Origin of the sequence: Parafrankia sp. EAN1pec (assembly GCF_000018005.1) — a bacterium.
GTDB lineage: Bacteria > Actinomycetota > Actinomycetes > Frankiales > Frankiaceae > Parafrankia > Parafrankia soli.
In genome coordinates, this window is sequence record NC_009921.1 from 5,270,668 (window position 1) to 5,286,595 (window position 15,928).

A 15,928-nucleotide genomic window follows, 5' to 3' on the forward strand; every position below is an offset into this window, starting at 1 on the left:
CAGTGACTGCGTTCACGATCATGGTCACGGTTTTGGTCGTACTGTTCACGGCGTCTGGTGCCAACTGGTCCCGGCCGGCACACTGGGCCGATGACCGCAACACCCGGTGGTGCGGACGACCCCAGCGGCGGCCGCGGCGCGCGGCTGAGCCGGCGCAGCATCGCGGGCCAGGTGCTCGTCCTGCAGGTCGCGGTGGTCGTACTTCTTGTGGTGGCCGCGGTTGCCGCCTCGGTGCTACAGGCCCGGCGCACGGCGGAACGCCAGGCACGCGATCTCGCCGTCGCGGTCGCGGAGACCTTCGCCCATGCTCCAGGGATGGTCGCGGCCCTGAGCTCGTCCGATCCGAGCGCTTCGCTGCAGCCGCTGGCCGAGGCCACCCGAACCCGGACCGGGGTCGACTTCCTCGTCGTGATGAATCCGGTCGGGATCCGGTACACCCACCCTGACCCGACCCGAATCGGCCAGCGCTTCCTCGGACACACCGAACCGGCGGTACGAGGCGAGGTGCTCACCGAGACCTACTCGGGGACGTTGGGCCCGTCAGTACGCGCGGTCGTGCCGGTCACCACCAGCGATGGGAAGATTGCCGCTCTGGTCGCCGCAGGCATCACCGTCGAGAACGTCAGCCAGACGGCCGGCCGGCAACTTCCGGTACTCCTGGTTGCCGGACTGGCTGCCGTCGCGCTAGCGGTGGGTGGCACGGTGCTGGTCAACCGCCGCCTTCGGCGGCAGACTCGCGGCCTCGGCCCGGTAGAGATCACCAGGATGTACGAACATCACGACACCGTGCTGCACGCTGTTCGGGAAGGGGTTCTCATCGTCGACGACCAGGCTCGGGTGCTCCTGGCCAATGATGAGGCCCGCCGGCTCCTCGGCCTCCCGTCGGACTCCCATGGGCGTCCGGTCGCGGAACTCGGTCTTGATCCGGCGGCGCTGGACCTACTCGGCAGTGGTCGTCCAGCCGAGGACACCGTGCTGCTGGCTGGCGACCGGATGCTCGCGGTCAATCAGAAACCCACCGTCCGCGACGGGAAACCGCTCGGCAGTGTCGCGACGATCCGGGACACCACCGAACTCCAAGCGCTGACCGGCGAACTCGACGCGGTCCGGGGCATGGCGGATGCGTTGCGTGCCCAGAGCCACGAAGCCGCGAACCAGCTTCATATCGTGGTCACCCTGATGCAGCTCGATCGGCTGGACGAGGCCGTCGAGTTCGCCACCGCCGGGCTCGCTGGCTCACAGCAGCTCGCTGACCGGATGCTGACCGCCGTCGACGAGCCGGTCCTGGCGGCTCTGCTGCTCGGTAAGACCGCCCAGGCGGCCGAGCGCGGCGTGGAACTCGTCGTCACCGACGACACCCGGTTCGAGGTCTTCGACGTCGAGGCGGCTGAGCTGGTGACGGTCGTCGGCAACCTCATCGACAACGCAATCGAGGCCGCGGTCGCAGGAGAGGCCCCGAGGCGGGTGACGGTCTCGGTGCGTACCGAGCCCGATGGCCTGACGGTCCGGGTCTCTGACACAGGTCATGGCCTCGATCCGACACAGGTCGCGGCGGCGTTCGAACGCGGCTGGACCACCAAGACGAGCACGTCGACGGGCGAGGCAGCGCGCGGGCGAGGTCTCGGGCTCGCCCTGGTCCGGCAGGTCGTCCGGCGCCACGGCGGCCAGATCGAGGTGGGTCGCGACGGCGGTGCGGTGTTCACTGTCCGCATCCCTCGGCAACATGGGAGCGTCGACATGTCCACGGCGATGACTCCGGCCCGATGAGGTTGCCCACGCGATGATGAGCCGACCCGGCGCGCCGATTCGCACACTTGTCGTCGATGACGACCAGGTCATCGCCGACGCCCACCGCAGCTACGTCGAAAAGCTTCCCGGGTTCGTCGTCACCGACGTGGCCATCAGCGGCCGTCACGCCCTTTACCTCGCCAGCCTGGGCAACGTCGATCTTGTCCTGCTCGACTTCCGCTTACCCGACATCGGCGGGCTCGACATCTGCCGCGCCCTGCGCGGCGGCGGCGCGCCGCTCGACGTCATCGCCGTAACGTCGGCACGCGACCTGCCCACCGTCCGCTCGGCGGTCTCATACGGTGTGGTCCAGTACATCGTCAAACCGTTCACCTTCGCGGTGTTCCGTGACCGCCTCGAGCGCTACGCGGCCTACCGAACCCAGATCACCGCGCACACGGATGCCGACGTCCTCGGCCAGCGCGACGTGGACCGAGCCCTGGCCACACTACGAAGCGCTGAATCCAACACCGTCCACCAGCCGAAAGGTCTGTCGGTAGAAACCCTCGACGCGGTTGTCGCCTACCTCAGCAGAGCTGCCGCCAAACCCGGCGCCGCGGACCTGACCGCAGCCGGGGTGGCAGCCGCGGTCGGCATCTCCCGCGTCACCGCGCGCCGCTACCTCGAACGGCTCACGAACCAACGCCTGGTGAACCGATCCCAACGCTACGGAAGCGGTGGACGACCCGAACACCTCTACCGATGGATAGGTAACTGAACGGCAGCCTCCGCGTCCTCGACGGACCAGTCGATATGAGTTCCCCAGGCAGGGCCTGCGACGGAAAAACGTCACCCTCACCTCACGCACAGGTGCCCGAAGAACGGGCCCCACCTCACACACCCACCCCGCACGTGTGGTGGCGAAGACGAGCTCGGCGAACAGATCAAGATCCGAATCGTTCGGGAACGTGATGTAGGCCAGCTCGTTGCCGTCACCAGGCGGCTCGTCACCCTGGCTCAAGTTCGAGGCTGTCAGCCGCGGGTCCTACCAGCTCCTCCTGGCGGCCGCGGCCACTGGCGCCGGACCTACCGGCCACGGCCAGTGTCCTCGCCGCTACAGTGCTCATCCCGTGCGCTGATAGTGATCGCGGGGGTGAGGCGGTGGCGGGTTCGGCAGACCGGCGAGACGTGCCGGACGTGGTCCGCGAGGTCATGGTGCGGGTCCGGCGCGACGCGAGGTGGCCAGGGGCGCGTCCCATCGTCCGGGCGCCGGTCGTTGATGACGAGCTGGCGGAGACAATCAGCGATCAGGCACCCCGCGTCTGGACGGTGCGGGTGCTGCCGGCCGATCGGCCCCTGCAGGAAGCGATCGACGAGGCGCTGCGCAATGGGGGTCCGACCGCTCCGGACACGCGGCGTTACGACGATCTCACCGCCGCGCTGCGGCGCTCGCAGGGGCGAGCGAGGGCGACGACCTCCTCGACCGCCGGCGGATCGCCGCGCGGCGTCTATGTGCGCAGTCTAGCTTGCTCCTCTCCAGGTCGAACCGGCGGAGGAATGACTGCCAGGCGCGGTCGATGTCGGCGGCGGTGGCGTTGGTGGCGGAGGTCCACAGCCAGACGGGTTTGGGGTCTCGGTCACCGGGCAGGTGATCGACCTGCAGCCGGATCAGTGTTCCTTCGATGATCGGCAGGTCGCCGTGGTGGTCGATCCAGCAGGTGCGGTGGGTCAGCCGGGGGTGCAGCCGGTCCCAGCTGGTCGCGGTGGCGGTGCCATAGCGGGTGGTGTCGGTGATCGTGGTGTGCTGCGGTTCGGGCCAGGTCGCGGGCTTGTCGAGGGCGGACTCGGGGCCGTGCTTGGGTGGACGACCGTTGGCGCCGGGGAGTCTGGGTGGTTTGGGGAGCCGCAGGACACGGTCGGAACGGATCCGGCCGAGCACCTCGACGGGCAGGTCGGCCAGGACGAACGCCAGCCGGGTGACGTCGTAGCCGGCGTCCATGACGATGAGGATGTTCGGGTCGCCGTCGTGCCAGTGTCCGGCTGCGGTCAGACGGCCCACGACCCCGCGGAGCTGGTCGGCGGTCACCGCTGTGGCGTCGTCGGTGGGGCCGAGGCGCACCGCGTCCAGGACCGCGGTCCACGACGTCCGGCCGGACTCGAGGGCGGCGACGAACGAGTACGGCCAGCCAGGGATCAGCTGGGACTGATTCTTCGCCCGCCCGTGCACGTGGCAGAACAGCCGCTGCGCGCTGGTCGGCGCGTCCGAGCGCAGCCACTCCGCTGACGTCGACCGCCAGCACCAGCCGGCCGTCAGCCGCCGAGGGCAGCACAAGACCAGCGAGTGTGCGCCGCAGCCGGGCGACCTCTAACCGGCCACAGTTCAACCCGTCGTACAAGGCCCCGTAGCCACGGCGATGCTCCGGCGCCAGCGTCAGGTCGACCAGTGTCCTGACCGGTCCGTCGGTACAGAGCACCGCGTCCGTCACCTCGAACAACGCGTCCGCCCGGCGGGTCAGACAGTCGTAGAACTCCTGGCGGAAGCGACACAGCGTCCCCAGAGCCTCGGCGCGTCCTGGTTCGTCCTGCACACTGCCCATCACGACCTTCGGTTCGATCACGGCTTCTTTGGCGAGAGCACGCTCTTCCGAAGGTCGTTCCACGTCACGGCGACACGCCGACCCATCCCGGATCATCAGCAGCTATCACGCAGCGTGACATCCGGAGGGTCGGGTCGCCGGGGGCGCTCAGCCTGTGTGAGTAGCCCACTCGGCGCGGCTGATCGCGTAGATGTTCCGCGGTTCACCGTCCCGATCCACCGGGCCTTCAGCGAGGGTGAGGCCGAGCTTCTCGGCGACGCGGATCGACCCCTTGTTCTCCGGGTGGATGATGCTGATGACCCGCTCCCGGCCGGCCTCAGTGAACGCGAACTCCAGCGCAGCCGCGCCGGCCTCGGTTGCGATGCCCTGCCCCCACCGGTCGCGCCGGACGGTCCATGCCACCTCAATGTCCGGCCAGCCGTACTCCTCGTACAGGCCGGCCCGGCCGAGGAACTCACCCGTCGCCCGCTCTTCGATGATCCACATTCCGAAGCGGTTCAGAGCCCAGTGGCCGATCTGGAACGCGGTCATGCCCCAGACCGACCCGACACGGCTCGGTGAGCTCGTATAGAGCGACATATCCGGATGCCGGGCCATCGCCAGGTACGGCTCGACGTCCGTCAGGCGCCAGGAACGGAGCTTCAGCCGCGGAGTGAGAACGGATGGGATGGTGACGACGTCAGGCGGGGCGAACTCGAGGGTCATACGGGGCTCCCAGGCAGCGCGAGGCGGGATTGCTGGACCAGCGCGCCGAACGCGCGGACGTCAGGATCCGAGGCCCACGGCCCAAGCTCCCGGACCACCTCGGACATGGCGGACACGACCGTGGCGGACAGGTGCCCGTCGGGAACAGCCGCGGCGGCCCGGCTCGCCGCGATCGCTGCGGCAGGATCGGGCCGGTCATGGAGAAGAAAGCCGGAGGCGAGGCAGAGGTAGGCGTGGCCGCGTTCTTCATGGGACCGGGGGTCGATGAGATCGACCGCTTCGCGGGCGTGGCGCCGGGCTTCGGCGCCGTCACCCAGTTCGATCGCGCATACCGCGGCGAACATGGCCGCGCTGCCAGCCGTGAACGGGGAGGAGCCGGGCCGGGGCCTCGTTGCCACCCCGGCGTGGGCCCTCATCACGGCGAGAGCGTTCTCTGTCTCCCGGACCCGGCCGAGGCGGGCATGGCTCCGCGCCTCGTAAGCGGCCAGCCGGGCGACAAGGTAGGGTTCCGCGCCGCGGCGGCCCCGGGCGGCGGTGAGGGCAGCCTTGTCCCAGCGGTGGGTGTAGTAGGCGATGCTGGACCGCAGCGCGGCGAGGGAGCCGGTCAGCATCTCGTCGCCGACCTGGTCGGCGTACCGGTCTGAAAGATCGCAGAACCGGCGGGCGTCTCGGTAGTGACCGCCGGCGAACGCGAGCCGGCCAAGGTAGTAGGTGAGCTGGCCGCCGAGGCGAGTAGTCCGCAGACTGTCGGTCACGCTCAAGCGGCGGTCGAGCATGTCTTCGACCTGGTGCCATCGTCGGGCGACCTCACCGACGAGCATCTGGTGCGGGGTGGTGTCGTAGCCGGCAGCGATGTCGGCCAGGTCGTCTTCGAGTTCGCCGAGGGTCGGTGCCGTGGCAGAGGTGTCGATACGGCGGGTCGTTTCGAACGCAAGTGCGGATAGCGCAGCGATCGCAACGATCTGGCGTCGATCCGTTTCCTCCACCTCCTCCCTTCCCGACTCTGCCCGCTGCGGCCCGGGGGTGTCTACCCCCACTGCGGCCGTCACCTCGGTCAGCCGCACTGCCTTCTGCGCGGCACGGATCCGCTCACCCAGGTCAGTCAGCTCGTTGCCGGTCCCGAACTCCCGGTCGTAGGCCCGGAGGATGTCACGGGTCGGGAGCCGTCCCCTGTTGCGGATGGCGGAGACGTTCTTCCGATCGTGGGTGGTGCGTTTCTCCAGGTCCGTCCCCGACAGCCGGTACTCGGCCTGAAGTTGCCGGAACCGAGTGGCGAGCTGCTCCTTCAGGGCCTCGACTCCATCAGCGTGCACCACGTTTCCCCTCGGCCGTAGGTGCGCCATGGGTGAGACATTTTTTCCCACCCCTGAGACAGAAGATCTCACCCTCCCATGGAGGTGTCACGCGGAGTGTCATGGGTCGTGCACGGCGGGAGACACGCCGGCCACTCTCCCGGACCGGCAGAGGAGCGCATCGTGCACTCGCCCACGGAAGCTTCAGGCAGGAGGGAATACTGGAGCGAATATCCGCGGGAATAATGGAGGGTATAACGGAGGGCGGGGGTTTCGATTCATCCTGCACGGCAGGAGGGGGTTCCGGTGCATGCAGCTCGCCGGGTGGCCCGAGGCGAGGAAAGTTTCTCACGCGGCGGCGGGATGGGTAGCCTCGCGACAGGCGGTTTTGACTTAAATTTCCACGCTAGAACTTTTCCCCGCCCCGCATTAAATAATTCCGCACCATCAATGTAAATTCCGACATGGGTAATGTCAATGTCGTACAGGTCGTAGAACACGAGTCTCCGATTTCCGGGGGTGTTCCCTGGGGGAGCGCGTGGCCGGTCTCGACTTCGCCAACGGCGGCCAGCACGGTACGCGGCGCGACCCAGGTCAGGTCGCCGCCACGACGTACAGCCACTGGTAGTCGGCGGGAATCTCCTGCGCGGCGGACCTGCGATGGTGACGGCAGTTGCCGCAGTCGGCCCCGCCGCCGAGGAGCCCGGCCGCGACACCGCCAGCGAGGATCCGCAGGGCGAGCGGCAGCGCGCACAGTCCGACGGCGCCGGCTCACGTGGGTCCGAGGGGGGACCGCGGCCCGAACTGCGGCGCGGGTGGGCGGGGTGTCGGTGCCGAGTCCGGCTCATGGCGGTCGTCGTGCGGGTCGGGGTCATCGACTGGGGAGCGGGCGAGGATCGGAGTGCCGTAGCGGGTGGTGAGTCCGTCGAGGTCGGTGCGGGTGGTGGCGTGCAGCGGCAGCCACACTCGCCGGGCGGGGGCGAGGTCGGGCGGGTCGGCCGCGGTCGTCGCGGGGCGAAGGCAGGCCCCCGGCCACGGAGCCAAGGTGCCAGGGAGCCGCCGAAAAATAACTTCTGGATTTGATGTTGGCCCTGTTGCGGGACTGCCTACATCTCTCCTTGATCAAGAATGGGAGTTATTTTTCGGCGGCTCCCTGCTGATAGGCCTGGACCGTTCCATTCACCGGCTGATGTGCCTGGGTCGAACGCTGGCTCGGCCGGTGACTAATTCGATCACCGGCCGAGCGCAGGGTCCTGCTCTGCTTGCGTGCGCTACTTCTGAGGGTTCGTCTACGTCTGGTCGGGCTTCGGGGCCAGTGTGGGCGTGGGGGCCAGTATGGGGGTTGAGGTCGGGGTCGGGGTCGGGGTCGGCGTGGCGGTCAAGATCGGAGCCGGAGTCGAAATACCGGGAGGAGTCCAGGTGATCGTGACCTCACCGTTGCCGTCGTTGATCGTGCCCGAGTTGACCCCGGTGGTCAGGACGGGGTTCTCGATGGTCGACGCGGCGAACGAGCTCCCGCCCGCGCCCCCGCCGCCGGCGCCACCGTAGCCGCCGAAGGTGCCGCCGCCACCGGAGCCGCCGCCGCCACCGAAGTAGCCGCCGCCCGCGCCGCCACCCGCGCCACCACCGGACGTGGTGGCGGTCGGGTCCAGGCAGGGCGGGGTGTGCACCCCGGTGCAGGGCAGGTTCCCGGCCCCGCCGGCACCGCCGGCACCGGACGTGCCTTCAGTACCGTCCCCGCCGCAGCGCGGATCGGTCAGCGGATCGGTGGTCGGGGGATTCCCAGCACCGTGCCGGCACGCGTTCAGCCCTCCGGCGCCTCCGGTGGTCTGGGTGCCGCCCTTGCCCGGGAGTCCGGCATTACCACCATCGACGGTCGACCCACCGCCGGTGCCGACGTCACCGCCGCCGGCACCCCCGGCTCCACCGAGCGCGTTGCCCTGCCCGCCGACGCCGCCGCCGCCTCCGCCGGCACCGACCAGCACCCGGGTGGACTGGTCGCACTTCCGTGCGACACATCCCGCCGCGGCCACGCGGACGTCGGAGGAACCGCCGCCGCCGGAGCCGTTACCACCGTTGAACGCTGTTCCGCCGTTCGCACCGGAGCCATCACCGGGCCCACCTGGCACGCCGGCGTCGGACCCACCGAACCCCCCGAGTGCTCCCGATCCGCCGGACGGGCCATTGCTCATTCCGCCCGAGCGCGAGGCCCCGGTTCCGTTGGCGCCCTTGCCCGCCACGTCCACCTGCAGGACCTGGTTGTCCTTCAGCCCCGTCAGTGCCCCGGACGCCTGGCCACCGCCGCCTCCGGGACGCCCGGTGATGTCCCCTGCCGGGGACGGGTGTGCCGCATCACCAGCGATGAAGTAGTGCCCGCCCTGGGCGCCGGTCACCACGACCTCGACCGAGCCCACTCCCGCGGGCACCGTGAAGGTGTCCGATCCGATGGTGTGATACGTGCAGGTCATTGTCGTCGTCCCGGACAGCACACCGGTCATCCCGCACACCGGCGGGGGCGGTACGGCCTTCGGTGGTGCGCTGATCGCGATCCCCACCGGCCGGTCACCGACGGGGATCGGGGTGCCGGCGGTGTTGCTGGCCACATCGATCGGCGTCACCGTGTCGCTGTCACGGTTGACCGCATAGGCGGCCACGCCGTCCGGCGTGACCGCGATGTAGAACGGCTCGATGCCTCCGGTGGAGATAGGAGTACCGGGGGTGTTGGTGGCCACATCGATCGGCGTCACCACGTTGTCACGCTCATTGGTGACGTACACGGTTCGACCATCGGGCGTGATCGAGATCCCGACCGGGCGGTCGCTGACCGGAATCGGTGTGCCGGGAGTGTTGGTGGCCACATCGATCGGTGTCACGGTGGCGCTGGCAGCGTCGGCGTTGTCCGTGACGTACACGGTCTTGCCGTCGGGCGTGATCGCAATCCCCTGTGGGTTGTTCCCGGCTGGGATCGGGGTGCCGGGGGTGTTGGTGGCCACATCGATCGGCGTCACCGTGTTGCTTGCGGCGTTGGTGACGTAGGCGGTCCTGCCATCAGGGGTGATCGCGACGTAGTGTGCATTGTCCCCGACCGGGATGTGGGCACCGGGAGTATTGGTGGCGACATCGATCGGCGTCACGTCATCGCTGAGGTTGTCCACCACGTAAGCGGTCCGGCCGTCGGGAGTCACTGCGACCCCGAACGGGAACTGACCGACCGGGATCGGGGCTCCAGGGGTGTTGGTGGCCACATCGATCGGCGTCACCGTGTTGTCGGCCCGGTTCGTCACATAGACGGTCCTGCCATCAGGCGTGACCGCAAGCCCTCTGGGGCTTGCACCGACCCGGATCGGGGCACCGGCCGTATTGGTCGTCACGTCGATCGGGGTGACCGTGTTCCCGAAATTGTTGATCACGTAGGCGGTGGCCGCTGCCGGCTTCGGACCAGGCTCCTGCGTTGGTTCTGGACTCGGTGTCGGTTCTGGACTCGGTGTTGGTTCCGGGCTCGGTGTCGGTTCTGGCTCAGACGGGTGAGTGGGCTTAGGTTCGTTAGAGCTACCCCACGTGATGGTGACCTGGCCGTTGCCGTTATTGACGGTCCCGGCGTTGACACCAGCGGTCAGGACGACAGAGCTCACGGTGGGGGCGGCGAAGGAGCTTCCCCCGCCCCCGCCGGCACCTGCCCCGCCGCCACCGATCGAGAGGCCACCACCTCCCGAGCCGCCGCCACCACCGAAGTACCCACCACCACCGCCGCCACCGGCGCCACCGCCCGCGGCCGGATCATCGGGGTTCCGGCAGGGCGGGGTGTGCAGACCCAGGCAGGCCTGGTTTCCCACGCCCCCGGCGCCGCCTGACCCAGAGCGGCCATCGGTGCCATCACCGCCGAAACGCGGATCGTTGGGATCGGGCGGAGGCGGAGTCGCGTGCCGCCCGGCGTTGAGCCCCCCGACCCCAGCTGCGGTCTGGGTTCCACCGCCCCCAGGAGTCCCCGGGTGGCCACCATCGACGACGGCACCACCAGCCGCGCCGGCAGCACCGCCACCGGCGCCGCCGGCACCGCCCAGCGCGTAGCCCTGGCCACCAGTGCCGCCGCCTCCGCCGCCGCCCGCACCGACCAGCGCTCGGTCCGTCAGTCCGCACGTCAACGTCGCGCAGCCACCAGTCGCGATCCGTACATCCGAGGAGCCGCCGCCACCGGCGCCGTTGCCACCGTTGAGGATCGCGGTCCCGCCATCAGCCCCGGCGGCGTCCCCCTTACCGCCTGCTACACCGCCGTTGGAGCCACCGAAGCCCCCCACGGCGCCCTGTCCCCCGGAGGGTCCGTTGTTCTTCCCGCCAGACCGGCTCGCCGCCGTGCCGTCAGTACCCTTACCGGCAACATCGACCTGCAGAACCTGACCTGAGGACAGATCCGCTATCACGCCGTACGCCTGGCCGCCGCCCCCACCCGGACGGCCGGTGATATCACCCACCGGCGAGCCGCCATGAAAGTCGTCACCGGCAATAAAGTAATGCCCGCCCTGGGCGCCGACCACCGTTATCTCGACCCATTTTGCGCCGTTGGGCACGGTGAAGGTGTCTGACCCGACCGTGCTGTAGGTGCATGTCTTCTTGTCGAGGACGCCTGAGCTCCCACAGGCTTTTTTCGAAGAGGCGCTCGACGAGGACACCGCTGCCACGGAACTGGTCAGCCCGATACTCAGCACAACGCCTAGCACCGAAACAGACCACGCGAAGACACGACGATTGCGTATGACGATCAGCCCCCTCTGACTGCGTATTCGTGAGCCAACCCAAACTCCCAAGACCGAACACCCTCTTAGCTATGCCCCCCGGAATCGGGCTTCCAGGGGTCCCGAACTGTTTCTTGCCAGGTCTGGGTTGATGCGACCGGCGAGGCGGCGGGCCATGATATTGATCACCACAATGTGGATCATTGCTTTGGAGCGGTGGGCAGGGTTTCGTAGTCGCGCGGCGGCGATAGGAAATCGATCGGCCGAAGGTCCGTTCCACAGTCCACGCAGAATCGTGGGGTCGCCCAGCACCACGGGCCCCCGCCTTTCCTGCCCACGATCTTCTTCACCGCATCGTCTGTATACCCGCACAGTTTCGTGGTCCCGGCGCGCGGCACCGGGACCACCTGTCCGCTGTGGGTGTTGCAGAAACCGCGTTTCGTCACGAGACGAAACGTCGGGCGGGCCATGCTAGGTGCCGCGCCCGCCCGCGGACCGGGGTTACAGGTGTCTTCAGACGCCGTCGTTGGCGCACAGCGCCCAGACGTCGGAGTAGGTGTTCGGCGAGCTTGTACCCCCGGTATGGGTGAAGGCTGTCCAGTACGCAGCCGTGGTGGTCCCGTCACTGACCGGGTTTCCGCTCGAGTCGCTGGGGAAACTTCCGTTAAGGTGGTCGCCGCCTGAGCCCGGTCCGGTGAAGTCCGTCGTGGTCACGCTGCCTCCGCTGATGGCGGCGCCCCCGCTGATCAGTTTCCCGTCCCCGCTGGGGCAGTTGACTGTCACCTTCTGGCCTGTGCTCCCCGTGGTCGGGCCGCTCGCCTCGCTGAAGTGGACCTTCACGGTGACGCCACTGATATTGATGTTGTTTCCGCTGCAGATCGCGTAGGCGTAGGTCTCGTTGGTGCTGTTGGTGCCGTTAGCCCACCCGACGGCGGTCCAGGCGTTGGGGTTGGTCTCGCCGTCGGCTGCGGCTTTCTGGCCGTAGTCATGTGCGGAGTTGTTGAAGGTGGGGAAGCTGGCGATCGGCTTGAAGTTGCCGACGCTGGCCGGGGTGACACGCGCCCCGCCGCCGAGCAGGACCGTGTTCGCCGGGCAGGTCGCGGTGACCAGGCCCACCGTCGACCCGCTGGTGGGCGCGTTGGTCTTGTTCATGACCACCTGGGTGTGGTTGATCAGGTTGCTGGTGAAGCACACCGCGAAGGGGGTGGTGGAGAAGGAACTGTCGACCTGGCCGCCGCTTCCGCCAATCCCGAGCCAGTGCGTCACGTCGGTGCCGACAACCCCGGTGGAACCGGTGTATTCGGTGGAGCCGTCGGAGCTGGGCGAGGTGCCCATCACATGGTTGCCGTTGCCGTTGCCGGTGGCCTGGTTGATCCCACCGCCGGAGATCAGGCCGCTACTGCAGTCCGCGTGGGTTGAGATCTCGGAGTTAGCGCTTGCAGGACCGCTGGTAGCCCCGGGTGACTTCACTGTGACGCCCACGGTGTTGGCGTGCGCCGCGGCCGGGAAGGCCACCGCCAGCGCGGCGCCCAGGACCAGTGCTGTTCCCGCTGCGCGCGTCCGCATGGACAGATGTGATCTCACGTCGACCTTCCGTCAGGGGTGTGCGACGCGAGCGGATGTGCCCGTCCACACCGAGGATGACAACTTCTGTGCGTGAAACGCAGGGTGTGCGACGCTGCACCAGATCCGCAGATGCGGAGCGATTGGTGACTATAGACCGTATCTGCGTGGGACTCGTGGTCCTTGCGCTGATCTGAAGCGAGGAAGTTGCGGGACACTGATCGACTGTCCGGATTTATCCGTTTCGCACCTTGCTGGTGGCGGCGCGGCCACGGCTTCGGCGCACGTGAGCTGGGCGTATGCACGGCGCGTAGGGGATGGTGGAGCGGTCGGCGGAGGCTCCTCACGAGCTGGTCCGGATGCCGGCGCGGCAGACGAGGCAGTCCGCGGCTGCCCTTCCGCGCCCTTTCAGCTGCCGAGCAGCGCGAGATCCTCTTCCGGCTCAGGCACCTGGGCGGGCGGTGTTGCGTTCTGAGGAAGCGAGGCATGCCAGCGGCCATGGTGGCCGCCGGTCAGACAGCTGCTGCGAGTTCGGTGAACGCGGCGGCCAGCCGCAGCCTCGGGTTGGTTTCGACGGCGAGCTCGCAGTGGCCGCGGCGGTTGTTTTGGATGATAAAGGTCCAGAACCGGGCGGATGTGGTTCGAGAGGAAGGCTATTGCGGGAGCGCCTCGTGGACGTCGTCGGGCAGTTGAGGAACATGGCTGAGAAGAAATCCGATGCCGGCACCGACGACCCATTGCGCCGTATCGGAATCGAGAGCCCATGGCCGGCTCATCAGCAGCCGACGGAGACCGGCACGCCCGGTGGCCTGGTGTGGCGCTGTCTCCACAGTCACCTGCCATCTCCCGCCGGACGACCAGTGCGGGTCATCAGAGGTATCGAGAGCGTGCATGAAGCGGTCGACCAGCGCGGGCCATGCCGGGGTTCCCCACCAATGCCGGCAGGCCAGCCCGCCGTGAGCCGCCGCCCTCCAGAACGCGTAGAGCATCCCGCGCTCTTCCGCCATCGCCGCAAATCCACCTAACGCCTCATCGGCGTGGTTGCGGTAGTCGTTCAGGTCGCTCCCGGCGAGTTCGGCCAGCGTCGGTCCGGTCGGCAGGCGTCTGGCAGGGTTAACCAGCCATCGCCAGATCCGCTCGGCGAGCCAGTCGGTCGCATCGCTGTCAAGACCATCGCATGCCTCCCGCAGTGACTGCGGTCCGAGTCCCAGGTCGCCGCGCCATCGCCGGACAATCTCACGCACCCGCCAGCTGGTGTGGGCGTTGATCCGCAGCATGTCGCCGTCACGCAGCCGGCCCTGGCTGTGCCAGTCCTCGACAGGGCTGTTGCGCCAGGCGCCGTTGACGATTCCGACTGCAGCTAAATCGAGGACAGCACCGAGGTCATCGGGATCGATCTGCACCTGATGGCGCAGCATCACCTCCACAAGCACCTGTTCCCGCTGCCTGGACATTGTGCTACCGGAAGCGGCCGGGGTCTGCTCAGCCATGACATCGCTGTGCCAGCCTGCCGTGGACGACGTCCGGCGGGCATGACGCATCCGATCCGAACACTTCCGGTTCGGCGCGGTTCTGGGCGACCTCGACCAAGCGGGCTTCCGTGCAATGCCAGAGACTCTGCACACCCATGCCAATCACGCGGTCGAGGCCAAGCTCCCCTTCGGAGCCAGCAAGCGAGATCATCGCGGCGGGTTCTGCTGCTTCTTGCTGGTCCGCTTGCAAAACCCGCGACCTGGACCGTCCGCCGTTGCAGCGGACGGTCGTCCGCCGCGATGCTGCTCATCGCCGCAGCTCAGAGGCACGCCCTGCCCCGCTGCCGTGAGTCCGCGTTCCGCCGGGGCCTCTCGTGTAGCAACGCCCCGATATGTCGCGGCGGACGGTCGGGTTTGGCATTTATGCAGGTCAGCGGGGTATGTCCTGGACTGTCCGCCGCTCTGGGTTGCTACACCCGTTGCTACATAACGATCTTTGAACAGCCGAATTGATCTCAACGGAGAGGCAAAAGGCCTGTTCAGAGGCGGTGGGCAGGGGCGGGGTCGAACCGCCGACCTTCCGCTTTTCAGGCCGGTCCATACCGTCCAGGAACGTCCACACACGTACCCTGACGTCCACTTTTGGCCGCTGGAGTACCCCTCTGGCGGCCCGCGTTGCCACACGCACTGCCACACGTCGCTCGGCCCCGAGAGGACCAGCAACGCGGCCGAGCCTTCGCTGCACCCCTGTGTGGCAACCGGTATGGCAGCACCAAGAGGCCCGCCGGCGCCTGGCAACCCACCACGGCCGCGCGGGGCACCCGATGAGCGCCGAAGCGGCAGCAGCCGCGACTTCGACGCCGGCCTCATCCCAACACTCAAGATCATCCCCCGCTGCTGCGAAGATCGTCACTGCGGTGATCGTGACCGTCGTCGGGCTGACGTTCCTGTTCAGCTTCGGCAACATCCTCGCGCTCGGCTTCGGCTCGGCGTCTCCCTCTGGGTCGCTCCCCTCGTCGCACCCGCCGTCGACCTCTTCGTCGTCGGGCTCCTCATCGGCATCCGTCACCTCGCCCTTCACGGCGGACCCGCCGACCTACAACGCTCCGCGCGGCGCCTCCTCATCTTTGCCAGCATCGTCACTCTCGCGCTGAACATCTCCGAGCCACTGATCACCGGCCACTACGGCAAAGCCGCCTTCGACGCAGTCGGTCCACTCCTGCTCATGGGATGGGCGGAAGTCGGACCGCGGCTCATTCAAGCAATGCAGACGACAGAACCATTTCCGGCCGATACGCTTCCGCTTCCACCCGCCACGCAGACAACACCCATCGTTGATCTACCTGTCCAGTCAGCATCACCATCACAGCCTCCGGCGCAACGTAAATCGGTCGAGCCACGGCTTTCCAGCCATCATGAGCGCGCCTCGGACCAGGACCTGATACACCGGGCCCGCGCCGAAGACACCCTGCACTGGAAGCAACATCACCGGCCGATCTCAGCCGAAACCCTCCGCAGGCGCCTCCACGTCGGAGCACCCACCGCACGTCACCTCGTCACGCAGCTACGGACCGCAACTCACGCCCGACTCGACACCAAAATCGACGACGACTTTTCCGCCGTTCAAGACGATGGGCTGTCGGAGCCGTAACGTCTGCGTTCCGGCACGCCGGCCGACAGAACTGGAAAAAATATCCAAGGATCTCCGGCCGGTGTGCACGGCACCCGACCGTCCCGGCGGCCGAGGCGCGGTTCTTCGAGTTCACCGAGACCTGGGGCGATCGCTACCCGGCCATCATCTTCACGCGACCTTCGCGCAGCCGGTCGGCTTTCATCGCGGA

At 68.0% G+C, this 15,928-nt stretch carries 11 protein-coding genes and 2 pseudogenes; 4 read left to right on the forward strand and 9 right to left on the reverse strand.

The window, feature by feature from the left end; genetic code table 11:
- Window positions 1–90 precede the first annotated feature (90 nt).
- Window positions 91–1,767 (forward strand): sensor histidine kinase, encoded by a 1,677-nt coding sequence (locus FRANEAN1_RS21475; protein WP_020461921.1) that lies wholly within the window; start codon window positions 91–93, stop codon window positions 1,765–1,767.
- 13 nt (window positions 1,768–1,780) lie between these two features.
- Window positions 1,781–2,506, forward strand: coding sequence for a response regulator (locus tag FRANEAN1_RS21480; RefSeq protein WP_020461922.1), 726 nt, complete (start codon window positions 1,781–1,783; stop codon window positions 2,504–2,506).
- Window positions 2,507–3,262: 756 nt separating this feature from the next.
- Here FRANEAN1_RS21480 and FRANEAN1_RS21485 read toward each other — a convergent pair.
- From FRANEAN1_RS21485 to FRANEAN1_RS21505, 5 genes and pseudogenes are all read right to left on the reverse strand, one after another.
- Window positions 3,263–4,325, reverse strand: a pseudogene (locus FRANEAN1_RS21485) (transposase); the annotation flags it as partial.
- Window positions 4,326–4,472: 147 nt separating this feature from the next.
- Window positions 4,473–5,030 carry a GNAT family N-acetyltransferase gene (locus FRANEAN1_RS21490; protein WP_020461924.1) on the reverse strand — a complete coding sequence of 186 codons (558 nt, stop codon included), beginning with the start codon at window positions 5,028–5,030 and terminating at the stop codon, window positions 4,473–4,475.
- Window positions 5,027–6,343, reverse strand: coding sequence for a hypothetical protein (locus FRANEAN1_RS21495; protein WP_198145347.1), 1,317 nt, complete (start codon window positions 6,341–6,343; stop codon window positions 5,027–5,029). Before FRANEAN1_RS21495 ends, FRANEAN1_RS21490 begins: the two co-directional genes overlap by 4 nt.
- 750 nt (window positions 6,344–7,093) lie before the next feature.
- Window positions 7,094–7,366 (reverse strand): hypothetical protein, encoded by a 273-nt coding sequence (locus FRANEAN1_RS21500; protein ID WP_347176701.1) that lies wholly within the window; start codon window positions 7,364–7,366, stop codon window positions 7,094–7,096.
- Between the two features lie 245 nt (window positions 7,367–7,611).
- Window positions 7,612–10,155 (reverse strand): beta-propeller fold lactonase family protein, encoded by a 2,544-nt coding sequence (locus FRANEAN1_RS21505; protein WP_347176702.1) that lies wholly within the window; start codon window positions 10,153–10,155, stop codon window positions 7,612–7,614.
- A 156-nt stretch (window positions 10,156–10,311) separates the two neighbouring features.
- Between FRANEAN1_RS21505 and FRANEAN1_RS43865 the strand changes: the two genes are divergently transcribed.
- Window positions 10,312–10,722 (forward strand): hypothetical protein, encoded by a 411-nt coding sequence (locus tag FRANEAN1_RS43865; protein WP_347176703.1) that lies wholly within the window; start codon window positions 10,312–10,314, stop codon window positions 10,720–10,722.
- Between the two features lie 843 nt (window positions 10,723–11,565).
- On the opposite strand, the gene FRANEAN1_RS21510 is transcribed toward FRANEAN1_RS43865, so the two are convergent.
- The 4 genes and pseudogenes from FRANEAN1_RS21510 to FRANEAN1_RS42440 form a co-directional block, all read right to left on the reverse strand.
- Window positions 11,566–12,636, reverse strand: a complete 1,071-nt coding sequence (locus tag FRANEAN1_RS21510; protein WP_020461928.1) for a hypothetical protein — start codon at window positions 12,634–12,636, stop codon at window positions 11,566–11,568.
- Between the two features lie 491 nt (window positions 12,637–13,127).
- Window positions 13,128–13,229: pseudogene (locus tag FRANEAN1_RS41375) on the reverse strand (IS6 family transposase); the annotation flags it as partial.
- Window positions 13,230–13,268: 39 nt separating this feature from the next.
- Window positions 13,269–14,105: a hypothetical protein gene (locus tag FRANEAN1_RS21515; protein WP_157472744.1), complete on the reverse strand. Its 837-nt coding sequence runs from the start codon at window positions 14,103–14,105 to the stop codon at window positions 13,269–13,271.
- Entirely contained in the window at window positions 14,098–14,298 is a 201-nt protein-coding gene (locus FRANEAN1_RS42440) for a hypothetical protein (protein WP_198145348.1), read from the reverse strand. Before FRANEAN1_RS42440 ends, FRANEAN1_RS21515 begins: the two co-directional genes overlap by 8 nt.
- A gap of 613 nt (window positions 14,299–14,911) precedes the next feature.
- Between FRANEAN1_RS42440 and FRANEAN1_RS43870 the strand changes: the two genes are divergently transcribed.
- Complete coding sequence (locus FRANEAN1_RS43870; RefSeq protein ID WP_347176704.1) at window positions 14,912–15,241, forward strand: hypothetical protein; 330 nt, start codon at window positions 14,912–14,914, stop codon at window positions 15,239–15,241.
- Window positions 15,242–15,928: the final 687 nt, after the last annotated feature.

Coding starts and splice junctions, on each gene's coding strand:
- FRANEAN1_RS21475 (WP_020461921.1), top strand. CDS start 91: ATGACCGCAACACCCGGTGGTGCGGACGACCCCAGCGGCGGCCGCGGC.
- FRANEAN1_RS21480 (WP_020461922.1), top strand. CDS start 1,781: ATGATGAGCCGACCCGGCGCGCCGATTCGCACACTTGTCGTCGATGAC.
- FRANEAN1_RS21490 (WP_020461924.1), bottom strand. CDS start 5,030: ATGACCCTCGAGTTCGCCCCGCCTGACGTCGTCACCATCCCATCCGTT.
- FRANEAN1_RS21515 (WP_157472744.1), bottom strand. CDS start 14,105: ATGGCTGAGCAGACCCCGGCCGCTTCCGGTAGCACAATGTCCAGGCAG.
- FRANEAN1_RS42440 (WP_198145348.1), bottom strand. CDS start 14,298: ATGATCTCGCTTGCTGGCTCCGAAGGGGAGCTTGGCCTCGACCGCGTG.
- FRANEAN1_RS43870 (WP_347176704.1), top strand. CDS start 14,912: ATGAGCGCCGAAGCGGCAGCAGCCGCGACTTCGACGCCGGCCTCATCC.